Here is an 18,408-nt window from a genome sequence, read left to right on the forward strand (position 1 = left end):
TTCGATGAACAGCAAAAACAATACCGCAGCCTCAAATAATGGTATGGCCTGGCGGCTAATTGGAATTTTGGGGGGCGGCCTTGCCGCCCTTTTCGTTCTGTTTATTCTGAGCCTTGGCTTCGGAGAAGCGAAGATTCCGGCAGCCACCGTATGGGATGGATTGCTGCACCGCAAGGATGTGATGGAGCATAATCTGCTCTGGGATATCCGGATGCCGCGAACAGTGATCGGCATTCTGGCCGGGGCTGCTCTTGCCGCAGCCGGAGCCTTGCTGCAGACGATAACGAAAAATCCGCTCGCTTCCTCGGATACACTGGGGATCAATGCCGGAGCTTACTTCATGGTGGTTCTTGGCATGGTTGCTTTTCCGGCTATACAGCAGCAGTATCCGTTTATACTGGCGGCGGCAGGGGGATTGCTGGCGGCGCTTACGGCCTATATCCTGAGCGGAGGGCGGAAGGCGACGCCTGTACGCCTGGCTTTATCAGGTATGATTGTGTCGATGGTGCTCGGAGCGTTTACTTCGGCGATTCATATATTCAAGAAGACGGAAACGCAAAATCTATTCTTATGGGGCTCGGGTTCGTTGATTCAGCTCGACTGGAGCGGCGTTCAGTATGCCTGGCCGTTCGTTCTTGCGCTGCTTGGGATTTCGGTGCTCGCAGGCAGGCAATTCGACACGCTTGAGCTGGACGAGTCCACTGCCCGCTCACTTGGACAGCGTGTAGGGCTGACCCGGGCGATCGGCCTCGGCCTATCGGTACTCATGGCTGCGATTGTGGTGAGTGTGGTCGGACCGATTGGGTTTGTGGGTCTGGTCGCTCCCCATCTTGTCCGCCTTAGCGGGGTTCGCAAGCATCGCTTCCTCATTCCCGCGAGCGCGATCTGGGGGGCGCTGCTTATTACAGCGGCAGATACGCTTGCGCGTATGGTACGCAGCAATGTGGGGGAAATGCCGGTCGGAGCGGTTATGGCGATTATCGGCGGACCTTGGCTGATTTGGCTGGTGCTGACCAAGATGAAAAATATATCCGGCGCAGGCCCGGGGCAGACCTCCATGAATATAGGAGGGGCGGCGCGGCGCATGCGCTTCATTCCGACCGTGACATTAATGGCCGTCTTGCTCATCGTGATTATCTTGGTGAGCTTGTCGCTTGGGGGAACGAGAATTCCGCTTGCCGAGCTGCTGAGCAGCCTTACCCACAAGGGGGAGTCATCGTATTCGGTTCTGCTGAATTTAAGGCTTCCACGCACACTCGTTGCGGCTTGCGGCGGTATTGCGCTTGCCATCAGCGGCGTCTTGATTCAAAGCGCTGTCCGCAATCCGCTGGCTGACGCCTCGATTATCGGCGTGACATCGGGAGCCGGCTTTGGCGCACTGCTTGTGCTGGTCGTATGGCCGGGGCTTACGATATTCGCATTGCCGATTGCTGCAATTGCAGGGGGGATAGTTGCCGCAGCCTTTGTGTTTACTTTAGCCTGGCGCAAAGCCTTGAATCCGTCCGTGCTCATCCTGCTCGGAATCGCGGTATCAGCAATCGGCTCTGCGGGCATACAGGCGATGATCGTCAAGGCAAGCCTGTGGAGCAGCTCATCATTTATCTGGTTAACGGGTTCAACGTATGGCCGGGGATGGGATCAATTTAGTATCCTTTTTGTATTTCTCATCATCCTTGTACCGATTGCCTATTATTTGGGACGCAGATTTGATTTGCTGGCGTTCGGCGATGAGAGCTCGACAGGGTTTGGCTTGCCGGTGCGCGGGACAAGACTCTGGGCGATGATTATCGGCGTACTGCTTGCTTCGGGAGCCGTTGCCAACGTAGGGACGATTGGTTTTCTGGGACTGATGGCGCCGCATGCGGTGCGGATGATGATTGGGCATCACACGAGACGCTCCATTATTTTGTCCGGGCTGCTGGGGGGATTAATGCTCGTCATTGCCGATACTGTCGGAAGAACCATCATGGCACCGACGGAAATTCCGTCAGGCCTCATTATTATGCTGATCGGAGCGCCGTATTTCCTGTTTCTCATGTACCGCTCACTTGTCAGCAAATAAGCACTGTAAAAGGATATGGATCAAGGGATGCCCTTGTTCCATATCCTTCTTTTGTTTCGTTACAGGGTTATTTTCTTAAAAATTCAATGTTCATTCTCCCTTGTATCCTTATTGAACCGTGGGTTATTATGGTCCTGCTGGAACGTGAAAAAATCAGTGCTGCCCAATTGGCGGAATACAAGATTGAGAAAAGGCTGTTTACCGTTTCGGATATTACGGCCTTAAGAATTAAAGCTTTATTGGGGGGCTATGAGAAATAGAAATGAGGATGAAGATGAAATTTCGAAAAAGTATGCTCTGTCTTTTGTTAAATGCTGTAATTTTGTTCTCTCTTTACAGTGTAAGTGCGGTTGCGGCGTCTTCAACTGCAGGCTCATCCGCTGCGGCGTATGGAGGCAAGTGGGTGGACAAGGCATTGGTCGAGGACGAGGACAGTGACGGTACGCTCAATCTTACGGTCAATCAACAGACAGGCAAAGCCAAATTGGAGTATGAGGTCTGGGATGGAGGAGAAACCTACACCTTTCAATCGGCAACCTTCATAACCATTGATGGACAACAACCTGTCAAGTTCACCTACAAATATAAGGAATATGACCAGTCAGGGGAAGAAAGATCTGCTAGCGGTGAGGGGAGCATCCAATTCAAGCCGGGCTTGATTGTGCTGCAGATGGGACAGCTTCCATCCGGTATAGAACCGATCTTTACGAAGCCGCGGAGCTTTATCCGTGATCCTTATGCGAAACAGGCCCCAAAACCCGGAGCTGACTTCGATATCGTATCTAAATACTGCAATTGCAAGCCATCCGCGCTGGTGAAATTCGATTACCCGGCTGGAGACAATGAAAGCAACAAGGAATGGATTCGTTATGTCAGCGTGTATGTAAGAGACATCTTTATAACCGAATACAAGGTCAACCTTCACACCAATACGGCTACAAATCTCAAGGATTCATGGTCGAATGCCTATCAATCCTATAACAAAATCCAGGCTTCAAAAATTACAGCAACCTCTACTCTGCCTAAATCTAAGACATCATCCTACAGCCCCAATCAAGTGATGGATGGCGACTCGGCCACATGCTGGTGCGAAGGGGTTAAGGGGAGCGGAGTCGGGCAAAGCTTCACAATCCAGTTCACCAAACCTATTGAAATTGAAGGTCTCAAAATTTTACCCGGCTATGGCAAAAGCGTCTCCGCTTATCTGGAAAACAACAGTGTGCGCAAAGCCAGAGTAACCTTCTCCGATGGAACATCCACTATTCTGGATTTCACGAAGGGATACTATTTTGAGCTGCCGGAAATCAAAAGGACGAGCAGCATTAAGTTCACTATAATGGAGGTTACTCCAGGCACCAAGTATAACGATACTTGTGTATCGGAGCTGGCTGTTTTCTGACGGAGTGCCTCTTCCTAGCTCTCCTGCTGAATCTGGTAACGCGGCAGCTCCACAATGACGGTGGTTCCTTTGCTGAATTCGCTTTCGATGCGGAGATGGCCGCCGTGCAGCTCGATAATCTCCTTACAGATAGCAAGGCCCAGGCCGCTGCCGGACTGGCGGGATTTGCCCTTGAAGAATTTGGTGCCGAGCTTCGTCAGGTCGTCTTCCTCTATGCCTTCACCATTATCCGCTACTGTAATAATAATTAGTGTTTCATTGGAGATTGCCGAAAGTGAGATTGCTCCCTGGGCCGGGGTGAACTTGAAGGCATTATCCAGCAGATTGACAAAAACCTGCTTCAGGCGGTTGAAATCCCCGTCTACAGGCAGCGGCTCATCCGGAATATCGGCGTACAGGCGGATCTGCTTGGTTGACCCGCGGTACCGGAATTGCAGCAGCAAATCCTCAAGCAGTCCCCGCAGATCATAAGGCTGAAGCACAAGCTTCAGCTCTCCGGCCTGGAATTTGGAGAAATCCAGCAGGTCTTCAACCAATCCGATCAGGCGGTCGGTTTCTCCGGTTACGACCTCAAGCCCCTGCAGAGTCTCTTCCTTATCCGACAAATCACCCACAAGCAGTGTTTCGCCCCAGCCTTTGATGGAGGTAAGGGGGGTGCGCAGCTCGTGCGTGACGGAGGAGATGAAGTCGTATTTGATTTTTTCGCTTTTGATCATTTCCTCTGCCATGTAATTCAGGGTGTCGGCTAAGGTGCCGATCTCATCGTCATGCTGCTTCGCCGCTCTAACGGCAAAATTGCCGGTAGCCATTTCTTCAGCGACAGCGGTTAATTGCCGAATCGGCCCTACAATCCGCTTGGCGATAATTACACTCAGCAAGAAACCGAACGCAATGACCAGCAGCCCCACCCAGGAAGCATTCAGGATAATTTTTAAGATCACACTGTACAAGGGCTCTGCGGAGACAGAATAGCGCAGCACGCCGATATTTGCGCCGGATTCTTTCAGGGCTATGGATACGGCCAGAATCCGTTCACCGTTAAACGGGGTAAGCCCCTGATAGCTACCCTTGCCGTTTGTCAGGGCAGCTTTTACATCGGGGGTATTCACACGTTCGGAGCTTGCGAAGCCGAAGGAGTTGATAATGACATTTCCTTCAGCGTCCAGCACTTCAACCTTGCTGCTCTCTTCAGGCGAGAGGTTCTCCAGTATATATCTGGCCCGTTCGTTAATAGAGTAGCCCTCCAGATATTTATTGAAAAAGGTAGCGGAGGTTGTGGCCCGTGAATTCAGCGTCTCCATGGCGCTGCCCAGATAATAATAGTGGACAGCCGCAATAAATACCCCCTCCAGCAGCAGGACAATCAGAAGGAGAACAAGGGTGATATAGATGATAAGCCGAGACCTGATTCCCTTCAGCAATGTTGGACCCTCCATAGATAGCCGAATCCCCACACCGTTTCGAGGTACTGGGGCCCGGATGGACCCTGCCCGATTTTTTGCCGGATTCGGCTGATATTGACGTCTACAATCTTTAGCTCGCCCATAAAATATTGCCCCCATACGGAGGTCAGAATATCATCGCGGTTCATCGCCTTGTTAGGCTGCTCCATGAGCAGCTTCACAATGGCGAACTCGGTAGGTGTCAGGGGGATATCGAGCTTATCCTTCAGCAATTTGCGTTCATCCAGCATCAGTGTGAAGGGGGGCAGCTCAATGTGGTTCCCGGCCAGTGGCGCTTCCCCTGGATACATCCGCCGGTACAAGGAGCGTACCCGCGCAACCAGCTCCACCGGACTGAACGGCTTGATGACATAGTCGTCAGCACCGGATTCCAGTCCCATGACCTTGTCTATCTCCTGGCTTTTGGCAGTCAGCATAATAATGCCGAGCCGGGGGAACTGTCTGCGCAGTCGTCCGCACACTTCAAAGCCGCTGATTCCTGGAAGCATCAGATCCAGAATTGCGATGTCAAAATCCTTATGATCCCCGGCAACAGCCAGAGCTTCTTCCCCTGTGACGGCTTCGACAACCTCGAAGCCCGCACGCTTGAGATTCACCCGCAGAAGATCGCGTATAGGCTTCTCGTCTTCCAGTACCAGCACCTTCATAGTTCCCCTCCTAATTAAAGCTGAGGCTTCTGCGGTGTGCCGGCCAGCCGCTGTACTTCATCCAATGTCAGCTTAAGCTGTTCATATTCCTGTAGAGAAGGTCCGGTCAGCTTGCTGCCTGCTGTAGCGGATGGCAGAACAGCAACGAGTACCGTAGGCTCCGTGTCATCATCCGTATTCTGTAATTCATAGAGCAGCGTATAAGAAGCATTCTCCGCCAGCAGCTTGGCTTCGGCCGTCTGCCACTCCTTCTTGGTGAGCAGCCGCAGCTCCAGCAGCGGAGCTTTCAGAGAGGAATCGGCGCTCTTGTAGCTAAACATTAGGCTCTTCCACGGAGTAGGGGATTCCCCCGGAGTCTCCAGTATATATTTTCCAGTCCAGTTCTGAGGAATATGGAAATTGAAGCCCCATCGGTCAAACTGTTCTTGAACAAACTTCAGACCCGATTGCCCATCCCATTGATAATATTTAGTGATAAAAGGGGTAGCCAGCGGAGCGAAGCTCTCTGTACCCGCAGGAGGAACGAGAAATCCGATTTCAATAATCCCGTCTTGGTTAACATCCTCGCTGTACAGCGGATAGTCCTTCATCGCGATGCTGCTTTCACCCAGCATGCCGCCGGACTCTGGAGCCAGCCGCTTAAGCACAAGATCCTTGCTGTCCGCCAGAGCTGTATGCTGATAATCATCTGTTGCAAGTATATCAGTAAACCTGCCATTTTCCCAAGTCAGTAGAGAGGTGTAGGAAGAATGCGCGCCAATCGCCGAATCAATGACCAGAGCGTTTATGGCAGGAGCAGCCTTAGCGAATAGGGCCTGAATCACAACACCATTAAGGGTCTGGTCTGCTAAGGTTTGCTGTTTGCCGCCATGAAGCCGCAGTAATTGGAGATGTGATACCTGCTGGGAATCCGCATTGACACTTGCCTGGATCAAGGCAATCTCCGTCTCTCCCTCGTTCGTAAAATCCCCCACTGCCAAATGGTCATAAGGCTGTTTGAGTATTTCAGACCACTTGCCGCCGCTCAGACTGTAGACGGCCAATTCCCTGCTGAGATCCTTGCCGCCGCTGAAGCCAAGCAGCACATCCGCCGCGCCGTCGGCAGTAACATCTGCAAACTTCACGTAATCCAGCTCGCTGCCGACTCCGGTGAAGCTGGTCAGCTTTTTCCATTCTCCGCCGGACTTTGACAGTATGAGTGTGTTGATTTCAAAGTCGGTTTTGTCTGTTTTGTAGAAGGCCAGAATTTCATCCTGACCATCCTTATCAAGGTCCTGCAGCTGGATGGCGCTGCTCGATTCAGAATGGACGGGCACGGTCAAGTGGGCATTCGATGGAAGAAAGGACTGTACAATGCCTGCAATCGTTCCATCGGAGTTGCTCTGCGATGGAGCCGTGAGCAAATCGCTTGGAGTTTTCATCGTGCTGCAGCCTGTTACAAGCAGGGTTAGTACAATAAAGGCGCTTATAGCTGATTTATTCATAAAGTGTGATCTCCTTTGTTATGTCTGTGGCTAGTATATCCCAACCCTCCGGCAAAGTAGTTTCAAAATGGTAAAGGACACTTAACGAATGTTCTATTTTCCTAAAAATGCAATTTTGACGATATATTATAGGAGGATTATGATTTGAAAATAATAGCAACCACGCTTGTTTCAAAAGCGTATAATAAAGAACTGAGATTATTATTTACTTCCAAGGGTAATATAACATTAAAAAGTGATGGGTGAGGCTAATGATGTCTTCGTTGAAAAGATTCCTGATTGGGCGGCCACTGAAGTCTGAACAGCTTGGCGAACAGAAACTGAACAAAACCAAAGCGCTGGCCATTCTTTCTTCAGATGCTCTGTCATCCGTTGCTTACGGTCCTGAGCAAATTTTGCTGGTACTGATTACAATCAGCGCTGCGGCGTTTTGGTATTCGATACCGATTGCGGCAGGGGTTCTGGTCCTGCTGGTGGCTTTGATTTTATCCTACAGGCAGATTATTTTTGCTTACCCCCATGGCGGCGGAGCTTATGTTGTATCCAAAGAGAACTTGGGGATGTATCCTGGGCTGATTGCCGGCGGCTCGCTGTTGGTGGACTACATATTGACGGTGGCGGTGAGTGTCTCCGCCGGAACTGACGCGATTACCTCGGCTTTTCCAAGCTTGCATCCGTATAATGTGCCTATTGCCATTTTCTTCGTTCTGCTGATTACAACCTTGAATCTGCGGGGGGTCACGGAATCGGCGTCATTCCTGGCTTATCCGGTCTATTTGTTCGTGCTCGCATTATTTATCATGATCGGTCTGGGCTTGTTCAAAATCCTGACCGGCAGTGTGCCGGCCGATCTGCACACCCCTATCGGTACTCCGGTAGCGGGCATCAGCCTGTTCTTGCTGCTGAGGGCCTTTTCATCCGGGAGCTCGGCGCTGACAGGGGTAGAGGCCATTTCCAATGCCATCCCTAACTTCAAAGATCCTGCCCCGAATAATGCTGCCAAAACACTGGCGGCGATGGGCACACTGTTGGCGGTGTTATTTACAGGTATTGTGTTTCTGGCCTATTACTATGGTATTTCGCCACGGGAAGATGCTACGGTGGTGTCCATCATTGCCGAAGAGGTTTTCGGCCGTAATTTCATGTACTTCTTCGTCCAGGGAACTACCGCGCTGATTCTGGTTCTGGCAGCCAATACCGGATATTCCGCGTTCCCGCTGCTGGCGGTGAATTTGGCGAAAGACAAGTTTATTCCGCGTATGTTCACTGTCCGAGGAGACCGGCTGGGTTATTCAAACGGCATTCTCATGTTGGGGATGTTCTCCATCATTCTGATCATTGCTTTTGAAGGACGGACGGAGCACCTAATTCCGCTATATGCGGTAGGCGTGTTCATTCCCTTTACGCTCTCCCAGAGCGGGATGATGGTGAAGTGGATCCGGCAAAAGCCGCCGGGCTGGGTCGGCAAATTTATTATCAACACTGCGGGCGCGCTGATCAGCTTTATCGTCACTATTATGTTCTTCCTGACCAAGTTCACGCAGGTGTGGCCGGTACTGGTCTTCCTGCCGCTGATTATCCTGCTGTTCCACCGGATTCACAAGCATTATGAGTCCGTCGCTGACCAACTGCGGATCTCCACCTGCGAAGAGCCGCCGCTAGCCATTGAGGGGAACGTCATCATCCTGCCTGTTGCTGGAATAACACATGTGGTTGAGAACTCGCTCCGTTATGCCAAGTCTCTGGGTACCGAGCAGATTATTGCCGTGCATGTTCCGTTCGAGCGGGAGGATGAGGCGATATTTGAAGAGAAGTGGAAGAAATTCCACCCCGAAATCCGCCTGGTGACGCTGTATTCGCCTTATCGCAGCATCACTCAGCCGCTGACCAAGTTCATCGACACGGTTCAGCGCAAGGCGAGCGAATCGAACTATCAGGTAACGGTGGTCGTGCCGCAGTTCATTCCGAAGAAGGGATGGCACAACATTCTGCATAACCAGTCCAGCCTGCTGCTCCGCGCACATCTGCTGTACCGCAGAAATGTGATTATTACTACAGTACCTTATCATTTGAAAAAATAATGCTGCAGTCTATCCGGGAGCCCCTGTTGTCCATTTTTATGTGGATAGCAGGGGGCTTTTTTTGTTCACATAAAAATTTCAAGTGTTATGTTTATTGACATTTACAATATCTTCTTTTGCATATAAAGTAAGATTACAGCAAGAAATGCTCCGGATCATTATTTATGTGTCATTATTAGTTACATGCATGGAGTGAATTTAATGAAAAGGAGGATGGGTGATTGAAAAATGCAGAGGAAGTCTCACGTATCCCCGTTAGGGTAATGACGCAAGGCAAGCAAATGATATTTGGGATTTCCTTAATGGCGCCGATTGCCATCTTTGGAACGTACGGCGTGGCTAACGAGCTGTCCAAGGGAATGCTGCCTACAGCATATCTGCTGGCTTTTCTAGTGATGCTCATTACGGCTTACAGCTATGGCAGGATGGTAAAGGTATACCCGACCTCCGGTTCTGCCTATGGGTATGTCCAGAAGTCTGTTCATCCGCTCGCGGGCTTCCTGGTGGGCTGGATGCTGCTGCTCGATTATGCTTTTGTGCCGATGCTGTCCGTGCTGTTCCTTGGTCTGGCCTTGCACGAGATGATCCCTGTGATTCCCGTTGTGGTGTGGGTTGCGTTGTTTATCACATTAAGCACCTTAATTAATATCAGAGGCCTGCAAATGGCGGTTAAGGTCAATCGGATCATGGTGGGGATGCAGTTTGTGCTGATCGCTTTTTTCTTCGGAGCCTGTATTTATGCCCTCGTATCACCTTCGCCGGGCCATTCGCTAATCTCCTCGGCCCCCTTCTGGAATTCCAACTTCTCTCTGCTCAGCGTCATTGCCGGGACCGCACTGGTCTGCCAATCCTTTCTCGGCTTTGACGCAGTGACGACGATTGCCGAGGAATCGGTTGAGCCGCAGCGCACCATCCCCCGGACACTGATTTTTGTAACGGTGCTCAATGGGGTTGTGTTTATCCTGATCGCCTATCTGGGCGTGCTTGCCTATCAGGGGCGGAGCTTCAGCAGTGCGGATACGGCGGCTGTGGAGCTTGTGGAATTCCTGGGCGGACCGCTCTTCGAAACCCTGTTCATGCTTGTAACTGCGGCTTCAGTCTTTACGCTTATTGTGTCCCAGCAAGCGGGGATTTCACGGCTGCTGTTTGTCATGGGGCGGGATCATGTTTTTCCGGAGAAGCTGTTCTGCTATACGCATCCCCGGTATGCAACTCCGGTAGGCGGCATTGTTTTTATCGGTATTTTGACGGTAGCGGCCTCTATGCTGTTCGATCTGGTTACATTGGCTTCGCTTGTCAATTTGGGCGCTTTTGTAGCCTTTGCTTTTGTGAATCTGTGCGTAATCCTCCATTACTTCGTCAAAAGCAAGCTTCGTACCCCAAAGGCGCTGCTGCTGTATCTGCTCCTGCCCGCCCTCGGGATTCTGAGCAATGTCTGGCTGCTCTCAAGTCTCAGTCACCAGGCGTTCGTGGTGGGCGGCATATGGTTTGCGGCCGGGCTTCTGTATTTAACGGTAAGGACCAAAGTGTTCACACAAATCCCGGATTGGGGCCTGTTTGACACTTCTTTATAACGATGAATGAAAGGGAGTTAGCGTATGCCAGTGAGCGAGTCTGTGAACACCTCAGTCCATGAGACAAAAGCGGCGGTTAATCTGTATGCGGTTCTGGGGAATTTGGAGGAATTATGCCGCCTTGACCCTATCTCAGCTTCGCTGATTCAAGACAAACGGAATACGATCCGTTTCAAAATCCGCAATGGCCCCTCGGCTGATCTGATCATTGCGGATGGGTCTTGCTCCATGCGTGAACCGGGGGGAGCGGCGTCCATCGTGCTGTACTTCCGCTCGCCGGAGCATTTTAACCGGATGATAGAAGGTGCGGCAAGCCCGATCCCGCTGCGTGGACTGACTCGGCTGGGATTCCTGACCAAAGAATTCACGGCGCTGAGCAAGCGGCTGGAATACTATTTGAAGCCGAGCGGGGAGCTGCTATTGGACAGTGACTATTTCGCCATACATACCCGGCTGCTGCTGAATACCGCTGCTTATGCCGTGGCCTGTATCGGCAGTTACGATGGCATTGGTCAGCGGATTGCGGCAAGAATCCCGGACGGCGTCATTTCGATCTCCATTGCGGAGAGCGGGCAGCAGGTATTCCTGCACTGTGTGAAAGGCCGGCTTAAGGCCATGAAGAGCACTTCATCTGTACCCGGCGCCTTCATGATATTTGATACCGTGCAGTCTGCGAACGATGTGCTAAGCGAGAGAGCCGATGTTCATGAGCTGATCGTTACAGAGAGATTGAAGCTCAAGGGAATGCTGCCGATGATTCAGCACATGAATGATATTTTGGCTAAAGTGCCCCAGTTTGTGTAGGTCCGAGTCAGGGATGAGAAAAGGAGACGAGATATGGAAGCTTATAAATATACAAACAGCAGATTGCTTTTTGAACGGGCGATGAAGGTCATTCCGGCCGGTGTCTATGGACATTTGGGACCTGTTGAGGGCAGTATGATTCCGCCGAGTGCTTTTCCATTCTTCTCCAGGGAGGCCAAGGGGGCTTATTTCTGGGATGTGGACGGCAACCGGTTCATTGATTACATGTGTGCATACGGCCCTAACATTCTGGGCTATAATGACGAGGATGTGGACCGGGCTGCAAGGGAACAGCGGGAGCTGGGAGACTGCGTGACACTGCCCTCGGTGAAAATGGTCGAATTCGCAGAGCTGCTCGTGGATACCGTACATAGTGCCGACTGGGCATTTTTCGCTAAAAATGGCGGTGATGTCACCAGCTTTGCGGTCATGGTTGCGCGTGCCGCTACGGGCAGGAAAAAGGCGGTGCTCGTTAATAAAGGGTATCACGGCGTAGCGCCGTGGACGAAGCTTGCGGGCAATCCCGGTATTACACCGGAGGAGATCGCAAATAATTTATATGTCGATTGGAATAATATCGGGCAGCTTGAAGCGCTGATCAGCGCCTATCCCGGACAAATTGCCTGCTTTATCGCCAGTCCTTATTTCCAGGGAAATTTTGTCGACAATGAGCTGCCGGATCAGGATTATTGGCAGAAGGTGCGCTCGCTCTGCACGAAACATGGCATCGTGCTGATCATTGACGATGTGCGCTGCGGCTTCCGGCTGGATCTGTCCGGCTCAGACCATCATTATGGCTTCGAGGCTGATCTGATCTGCTTCTGCAAAGCGCTGGCCAATGGCTACAATGTCTCTGCACTGTGCGGAATAGATGCGCTGAAAAGCGCAGCCTCGTCGGTGTTCTATACGGGGAGCTATTGGTTCTCTGCAGTTCCTTTTGCCGCCGGCATCGCAACGCTGCAGAAACTGAAGGCCATCGAGGCTCCGAAGCGCCTGCAGGCGCTCGGCAGCAAGCTGACCAGCGGCCTGGCCGAAGTCGCCGCCGGACATGGCCTCGACCTTCGGATCAGCGGCGAGCTGCCCATGTGGTATATGAGAATTGCCAACGATCCCAGCCAGGTGCTGCACCAGGAGTGGATCGCGGCTTGCGTTCAGCGCGGGGTCTTTTTTACCAACCATCATAACCATTTTATCAATGCTGCTCTGACGGAGGAAGACATTGCCTTTACGCTGGATGTAGCAGACGAGGCTTTCCAGGCAGTGAAGAAGATGCATCCGAGTCTTGTGTAGGCGTTTGATAATCAAGTTACGCTATTTTATACTAATTCCAAGTGTGAAAAGGTGGGATGAATGCAGATTACATAAGGAAGGGGCATTTGCTCTTATCATGGCCAGACCGAAAAATATGTTGAAACGGAATGAAATTCTGAAGATTGCCTACCGCATGTTCTGTGAAAAAGGCTATGAGCAAGTTTTTATTAGAGAAATCGCAGATGAGGCGGGGATCAGCAAGGCGCTGGTGCAGCATTATTTTACTAAAAAAAGCGATATTCTCGAGGCTATGCTGCAAGAAATCCTGGAGGTATCATTCAGTTATGTTAACCGCATTCTAACGACACAAGAAAGTATTTATTTACAGCTTTCTGTATATACCAATCTTTTCTTCCAAACCTCAATTCTTCAAAAGGACCTGCGCCGGTTTATAGAAAATATCATCACAGACAAAGCGCTGCTGAAATTGTGGATTAACATCGTGCACCGGTGGTTAAGCACAATTAAAACCGAAGAGATGGCGCATGTGCCGGAACGGGATTTCCAAATCGCCCTATCCTTTGCTATGGGTGGAGGAACTGAGCTGCTGCTTCAACAGGCGGAGTGGGATATTCCCGTATCGTTCATTGCAGAGCAAATGCTCACGTCTTTTATGCGAATTCTAAATACTAGCCCGGAATCTGCCCAGAATGTAATTGCGCAGTCGAAGAACCTTTTGCGGGATTTTGATTTTGATGAATTCAATCAATATTGCATCCAGCAGATTTTCTGGTATGAATGAAGCAAGCCGAACTAATTAAATAATGATTCGAAAAGCCGCCAGATGACGTTTCGTTCGTCAGGGCGGTTTTTTTTGTGATTGACAAAATAAAAAGTTGGCTCTACATTATAACTATACTAGTATAGTTTATTTTGAGGGGATGATAAGATGGTACAAGAAATCATGAATGCCTATACCAACAATCCGGGTCTAGTTGTAATTTCGGCATTTACTTTTTTCATTGGTTATATGGAGTATATCTACAGCTTCAGATTGGTCAACCGGGAGAAACGGGCGCCATACCCTGTCTGGATGCACACCTTTTATTTCGCACATGATTTTACCGGAGCAATTATTTTCTTCCTGCTGGCCTTGCATAATGATTGGTTCTGGTTTTTCTCTGCTGCATCGGCGGCTTTGGTGGTCTGGAACTGTTTTGAGGTGTACAATCTTTATAAAGCTGTCAAAGTGGAACGGCAAGAAATATGGGGCAAATTCTACAGCTCTCCCGTGACCGTACAGCAGGCCCTTTTGCGTGTGGCTGGACAGATCGTGTTAATGTTCGCTGTTGTTAATCTGTTCAGAGTCTTCATGGACGATGTGGTCATGTTCAAATGGTTCGCATTCACCAACATCCTGATTGCGGTCGCACCCGGTTATTTGTGGAATGAACGGAAGAGCCGCAGCGGAACCTCTGTCGGCCTGGCTATTGTGATCTTGATCGGCACCGTCAATACTTTTCTGCCGCCCGGATACGGGATGTGGACGACAGCTTCGGCTTATTTTGACCAACCCTGGTTCTATATTGCAGGTGTAGTTGTATCTGCATATGCGCTGAGAAATCTGATCATGGTTATGAAGTTCCCGCCCAAAGAGCAAATCGGGGAAAAGAAGCCTATCTGGTAAGCAGCGGAATTTACTCCACTAACAATGCCACCCAAATAAAAATCACGTACAATAAAATAGCCACGATAAGTGCGCTGAGAGGAACAATCCATAGCAAATGGGTTTTAAATGGCTTTAATCTTTGAAGCCATTTTTCTTTTGTGGGGAGTAATTCGCGTTGAGCCCTTTTTAGGATTTTTTCAACTTTGTTCTCATCAGAATTTAGAAATTCAATCCAGAGCTGTTCATATTGATTTTGTATCATCTCTTTATTAGAGCTTTCTTTTAAAGGGACCATTGTAACCTCCATAATGGCAATTTTGAAATAAATATCGGAACATAGTTATTCCTCATCATATTACTATAAATTATTACATATTTACATAGAAATAGATTTCTGTCCATCTTGAACTTGCATATCAGTTATCAGATGAAATGAGCAGCTATAGGCTGATGAGAGTGCTTGATGTATGATTTCATTGCACGGTTTGACAGCAGGGGGTTGGGCGGCATAAAATTCCTGAAGGCGTACATTGCAACAGGAAGGGGGGACAGCATTGAAAAGAAAACGAGTACACACCTTGGGACTGATGCTGTTGATGCTTGTCCTGTTGACGGGCTGCGCCAAAGCAACGGCTCATGTGACCGTAAAGAAGAATGGCGGGCTGGATATCGCCTTCAGGCTGCTGCTGGATTCCCGTGCTGAGTCGCTGGTCGGCGGCAAAATCGAGGAGCTGATCACGAGCAGGCTGCAAGCAGACGGCATCGAGCTGCACAAAACCAATGTGGGTAAATCTACAGAATATCAATTTCTCAAATCCTTCGCTTCAATAGAGGATATGCAGCTTAATGCGAGAAGCCTTGATGTTGTGGATACTGAGGTAGCAACGGGAAAAAACTGGCTGTACACCAAATACGATGTAGTGGCGCAGCCCAAGCTGAATGCCTACTCGGAAGAGATTTTAGATGGACTTGGAAAGCTTAGTGTACCGAAGCCACTGGTCCGGCTGATGATGCCGAGCCTGTCGCTGGATTTCCAATTAACGCTTCCCTATAATCTGTACGGGGCCAACAATGCCGCCGAGCAGGACGGGAACACCCTCACCTGGCATATTACCCTGGCCGATACCGAGCCAATGCGTCTAACTGTGTACGTGCCGAATGTCAGAAACATCGCCATCGCTGGTGGCGGTATCGTTCTACTCTTGGCCGCTGCTGTCATCTTGTTCCTGAGAAAGAGAAAATTACGCAAGCCCAAGGCTTGAACCGCAAAGACCCGCAGCCGGATCATTTTGAGTGTGCCGAAATCTTTCTACTTGTGCGGCGGTTTAAATGGAAAAAGTAAACTTAAAAGGAGTTATTCGGATTCCCGAGTACTCTAAGTTGGAAAAAGTATACTTAATTTGCTCCAAAGTAACGCCAAGTCCGGTTTATCGCCGATTTAAGTGAACAAATTCCCACTAAATGCCGCAGCGGCGCAGAATTCAGCGAATTAGGTGGACAAATTCCATTTAGCCGTGAATTCAAAGGAGTTTTCTCCTGGATTCACGGCTTTTGCGCTATATGCCACCATCACTGGGGCCCCCTCAATAATCATCTGGCACCACCCGCTGCCTTGCGCTTGCATGCTCGCGGTATTGGCCGGGGGTCATCCCTTCCTGCTTACGGAACGAGCGGATGAAATTCTGCGAATTGTTGTAGCGGAGCCGGGCTGCGATATCCTTGACGGGCATGTCGGTCTCCTCCAGCCATTTCTTCGCCATTTTGAACCGGTACATGGCAAGGTATTCGCTGAAATAATACTGGGTCTCCTTGCGGAATACGCTGCTGATGTAGTTGGCATTATAGTGCAGGCGGGACGCGCATTCCTCCAGCGTAAGGTCTTTATCGTAATCATGCTGGACAATGTCGATGAGCTTCTCCGAAATATTATGGTACTGGGCATTTTGTCTGCTGCTGAAGATGCGGATCATCGGCTGAATGACCACGCTCCAGAACCAATCCTCAATCTCCGCCACGATATGCAGATCCGTTAATTCCTCGAATAAAGAGCCGTTCACCGGATAGATTTGATTCAGGCTGATTCCCGATTCCTGCATCATAATAAGGATATTGTTCAGCAGCCGGGTCAGCGGAATCTGGTATTCCTGCGGGGAGAGCCCCAGTGCAAAAATACAGGCGAACAGCTTATGCAGCGTCTCCTTCGCACTCTCCGTGTCGGCCAGCTTAATGGCGTCCAGCAGATCATTTTCCTTGTGTGTCGGATAGTTCAGGTTGAGGTAGTGGTTGCCGGAGTTGATATTCTCGTACTGAATAATAATGCCTTTCCCCAGCGTAATCCGGTATTTGAGCGCCTCCAGAGCTTCTCTGTAAGCAATGGATATTTTATCAAAGGCGTGGAAGGGCAGGCTGAGCCCGATGCTGACCTCCAGCTTCAGGTAGTTATTGATCTTCTGCTGCAGCGATTCGGTTAACGAATAGAGCGTTTTGTGAAAAGACTGCGGATCGCCGTCCGCGCTGCCGATTAGCGTAACCACGGCGTGGTCCATGATGACCGGAGCCAGCCGGTTGCACGGCGGGACCAGCTCCTCGATCATATTATGCACGGCGAACAGCAGCAGGCTGAGGTCTTTTTTCTGATAGCTGTTCTCCTCGGAGAAGTCGATGCTGACTGTGATCACGGCCATTGTCTGCCATTCCAGGGTCTGGGCGCGGTAGCCGAATTGCTCCAGCTCTTCGAGCAGCTCGCGTTTTTTGATATTGCCTTGAAAAGCTTTCATCAGAAAAAAGGTGCGCACCTGCTGGATATGCTGGGCAACCTCCTTCTCAAGCTGGGATTTGGATTGGAACAGATGATGCACCTGCTCGCCGATAATCTGGAATTCATTCGCATGCCTGGCTCTGATATCGGGTCTGCGCTGTCCGATCTGGTTGAGCAGCCTTTCAATAGGCGTGTACATCCGCCGGGAGCCCAGCCAAGCCAGCAGAACAGATAACAGCAGCATCAATGTGCAAACATAGACGGTGTAGGTTCCAATTTTGCTTGATTCCTTCGTCAGACTCTCGATGGAAGTCACGGAGAGGTAGATCCAGCCGGTCTGCGGTGAACGTATGTAGGTGACGGAATAATCCTTTTTGTCCATCACCGTTTTGAACTGTCCTGAGCTTTGTGGAGAGCCAGCAATCTGTGTGAATTCGGTAAACCCGCTTGCCCCGGCAGACTGGCCGATCAGGCTGCGGTCCGGGTGGAGCAGAATGCGGCCGGAGCTGTCCAGGATGATAATGCTGTCGAGCGGCTGCACCTCGGAGGTAATGAAATCCTGCAGACTGCAGGCGGGAATATTGGCCAGGGCCAGACCGTATTTTTGCAGCTTGGTGGTCGGGAGCTTTTTAATCAAGCTGATGCTGTATTCACAGCCGGTGACGTTAATGCTCTCCTCGCTGTAGAACAGGGAAGAGGGGTTCAGTACCCATGAGGTTTCATCCGGCAGATTAATCAGGTTGGTGAGCTGCTCATAATTCTTATATTCATTCAGGCGGTAGAGCCCGGAGTTTTTGATCATCCAGTTTTGCCGCTGATTGAGCAGAATCACATCCTCCAGCTTCGTGTCAAAAGACTGCATATTGCGGATTTCAGTGCGTATGTCATTATATAAAATGAAATCGCTTACATTCAGCGGGTTATTCAATGCCTTTTTCAAAACGGAGGAGTTGACTACCTGGTTCAAGGTCTGGTTGACAGTATTCAGCTTATGCTCTACATTTGAGTTAATTTGTAAAATAAGCTCCTTTTTGCTTTCGTTAACATTTTTTTGAATCTCTTTGGAGGATGTAAAATAAGAGAATGAGCCAATGAACAGCACAGGCAGTGTACTGAGGACAAAGGCGAACATCGTTAATTTGCTCAGGAAGCTTAAATGTTTCAATAGATTCAGCACCTTTACATTAGGTAGAGGCAATCGCCTGCTTTAAGTGTA

At 50.0% G+C, this 18,408-nt stretch carries 14 protein-coding genes; 9 read left to right on the plus strand and 5 right to left on the minus strand.

All coding sequences use genetic code 11. The features are described from left to right. The first annotated feature begins 4 nt into the window (after positions 1 to 4). Positions 5 to 2,062 (plus strand): iron ABC transporter permease, encoded by a 2,058-nt coding sequence (locus ACX1DY_RS23110; protein ID WP_458966546.1) that lies wholly within the window; start codon positions 5 to 7, stop codon positions 2,060 to 2,062. A 274-nt stretch (positions 2,063 to 2,336) separates the two neighbouring features. Further along, on the plus strand, positions 2,337 to 3,461 hold the full coding sequence (locus tag ACX1DY_RS23115) for an NADase-type glycan-binding domain-containing protein (protein WP_458966547.1): 1,125 nt from the start codon (positions 2,337 to 2,339) through the stop codon (positions 3,459 to 3,461). Between the two features lie 14 nt (positions 3,462 to 3,475). On the opposite strand, the gene ACX1DY_RS23120 is transcribed toward ACX1DY_RS23115, so the two are convergent. The 3 genes from ACX1DY_RS23120 to ACX1DY_RS23130 are packed head-to-tail and all read right to left on the minus strand — an operon-like array spanning position 3,476 to position 7,055. Continuing rightward, complete coding sequence (locus ACX1DY_RS23120; protein WP_458966548.1) at positions 3,476 to 4,882, minus strand: ATP-binding protein; 1,407 nt, start codon at positions 4,880 to 4,882, stop codon at positions 3,476 to 3,478. Continuing rightward, on the minus strand, positions 4,876 to 5,571 hold the full coding sequence (locus ACX1DY_RS23125; RefSeq protein WP_458966549.1) for a response regulator transcription factor: 696 nt from the start codon (positions 5,569 to 5,571) through the stop codon (positions 4,876 to 4,878). The genes ACX1DY_RS23120 and ACX1DY_RS23125 overlap by 7 nt, the downstream gene beginning before the upstream one ends. A gap of 14 nt (positions 5,572 to 5,585) precedes the next feature. Then, positions 5,586 to 7,055: an FG-GAP repeat domain-containing protein gene (locus tag ACX1DY_RS23130; protein ID WP_458966550.1), complete on the minus strand. Its 1,470-nt coding sequence runs from the start codon at positions 7,053 to 7,055 to the stop codon at positions 5,586 to 5,588. Between the two features lie 251 nt (positions 7,056 to 7,306). Between ACX1DY_RS23130 and ACX1DY_RS23135 the strand changes: the two genes are divergently transcribed. The 6 genes from ACX1DY_RS23135 (at position 7,307) to ACX1DY_RS23160 (ending at position 14,452) form a co-directional block, all read left to right on the plus strand. Continuing rightward, positions 7,307 to 9,136 (plus strand): APC family permease, encoded by a 1,830-nt coding sequence (locus tag ACX1DY_RS23135; protein WP_458966551.1) that lies wholly within the window; start codon positions 7,307 to 7,309, stop codon positions 9,134 to 9,136. A 221-nt stretch (positions 9,137 to 9,357) separates the two neighbouring features. After that, complete coding sequence (locus ACX1DY_RS23140; RefSeq protein WP_458966552.1) at positions 9,358 to 10,710, plus strand: APC family permease; 1,353 nt, start codon at positions 9,358 to 9,360, stop codon at positions 10,708 to 10,710. A gap of 24 nt (positions 10,711 to 10,734) precedes the next feature. Further along, positions 10,735 to 11,514, plus strand: a complete 780-nt coding sequence (locus ACX1DY_RS23145; RefSeq protein WP_458966553.1) for a hypothetical protein — start codon at positions 10,735 to 10,737, stop codon at positions 11,512 to 11,514. 33 nt (positions 11,515 to 11,547) lie between these two features. Continuing rightward, positions 11,548 to 12,804: an aminotransferase class III-fold pyridoxal phosphate-dependent enzyme gene (locus ACX1DY_RS23150; protein WP_458966554.1), complete on the plus strand. Its 1,257-nt coding sequence runs from the start codon at positions 11,548 to 11,550 to the stop codon at positions 12,802 to 12,804. Positions 12,805 to 12,901: 97 nt separating this feature from the next. Further along, complete coding sequence (locus tag ACX1DY_RS23155) at positions 12,902 to 13,567, plus strand: TetR/AcrR family transcriptional regulator (RefSeq protein WP_458966555.1); 666 nt, start codon at positions 12,902 to 12,904, stop codon at positions 13,565 to 13,567. Between the two features lie 147 nt (positions 13,568 to 13,714). Further along, positions 13,715 to 14,452 carry a hypothetical protein gene (locus ACX1DY_RS23160; RefSeq protein ID WP_458966556.1) on the plus strand — a complete coding sequence of 246 codons (738 nt, stop codon included), beginning with the start codon at positions 13,715 to 13,717 and terminating at the stop codon, positions 14,450 to 14,452. A gap of 10 nt (positions 14,453 to 14,462) precedes the next feature. Here the strand turns inward: ACX1DY_RS23160 and ACX1DY_RS23165 are convergent, their stop codons facing one another. Next, positions 14,463 to 14,729 (minus strand): hypothetical protein, encoded by a 267-nt coding sequence (locus ACX1DY_RS23165; protein WP_458966557.1) that lies wholly within the window; start codon positions 14,727 to 14,729, stop codon positions 14,463 to 14,465. Positions 14,730 to 14,988: 259 nt separating this feature from the next. On the opposite strand from ACX1DY_RS23165, the gene ACX1DY_RS23170 reads away from it, so the two are divergent. Further along, positions 14,989 to 15,696, plus strand: coding sequence for a hypothetical protein (locus ACX1DY_RS23170; RefSeq protein ID WP_458966558.1), 708 nt, complete (start codon positions 14,989 to 14,991; stop codon positions 15,694 to 15,696). A 321-nt stretch (positions 15,697 to 16,017) separates the two neighbouring features. Here ACX1DY_RS23170 and ACX1DY_RS23175 read toward each other — a convergent pair whose 3' ends face one another. Further along, a complete protein-coding gene (locus tag ACX1DY_RS23175; protein ID WP_458966559.1) occupies positions 16,018 to 18,357 on the minus strand; it encodes a helix-turn-helix domain-containing protein in 2,340 nt (779 codons plus the stop codon). Positions 18,358 to 18,408: the final 51 nt, after the last annotated feature.

This window comes from Paenibacillus sp. BAC0078 (assembly GCF_054483875.1).

Bases quoted from the DNA above. Each gene is read 5' to 3' on its own strand.
- ACX1DY_RS23160 (WP_458966556.1), top strand. From the start codon at position 13,715: ATGGTACAAGAAATCATGAATGCCTATACCAACAATCCGGGTCTAGTT.
- ACX1DY_RS23155 (WP_458966555.1), top strand. From the start codon at position 12,902: ATGGCCAGACCGAAAAATATGTTGAAACGGAATGAAATTCTGAAGATT.
- ACX1DY_RS23115 (WP_458966547.1), top strand. From the start codon at position 2,337: ATGAAATTTCGAAAAAGTATGCTCTGTCTTTTGTTAAATGCTGTAATT.
- ACX1DY_RS23150 (WP_458966554.1), top strand. From the start codon at position 11,548: ATGGAAGCTTATAAATATACAAACAGCAGATTGCTTTTTGAACGGGCG.
- ACX1DY_RS23130 (WP_458966550.1), bottom strand. From the start codon at position 7,055: ATGAATAAATCAGCTATAAGCGCCTTTATTGTACTAACCCTGCTTGTA.
- ACX1DY_RS23110 (WP_458966546.1), top strand. From the start codon at position 5: ATGAACAGCAAAAACAATACCGCAGCCTCAAATAATGGTATGGCCTGG.
- ACX1DY_RS23165 (WP_458966557.1), bottom strand. From the start codon at position 14,729: ATGGTCCCTTTAAAAGAAAGCTCTAATAAAGAGATGATACAAAATCAA.
- ACX1DY_RS23125 (WP_458966549.1), bottom strand. From the start codon at position 5,571: ATGAAGGTGCTGGTACTGGAAGACGAGAAGCCTATACGCGATCTTCTG.
- ACX1DY_RS23145 (WP_458966553.1), top strand. From the start codon at position 10,735: ATGCCAGTGAGCGAGTCTGTGAACACCTCAGTCCATGAGACAAAAGCG.
- ACX1DY_RS23135 (WP_458966551.1), top strand. From the start codon at position 7,307: ATGATGTCTTCGTTGAAAAGATTCCTGATTGGGCGGCCACTGAAGTCT.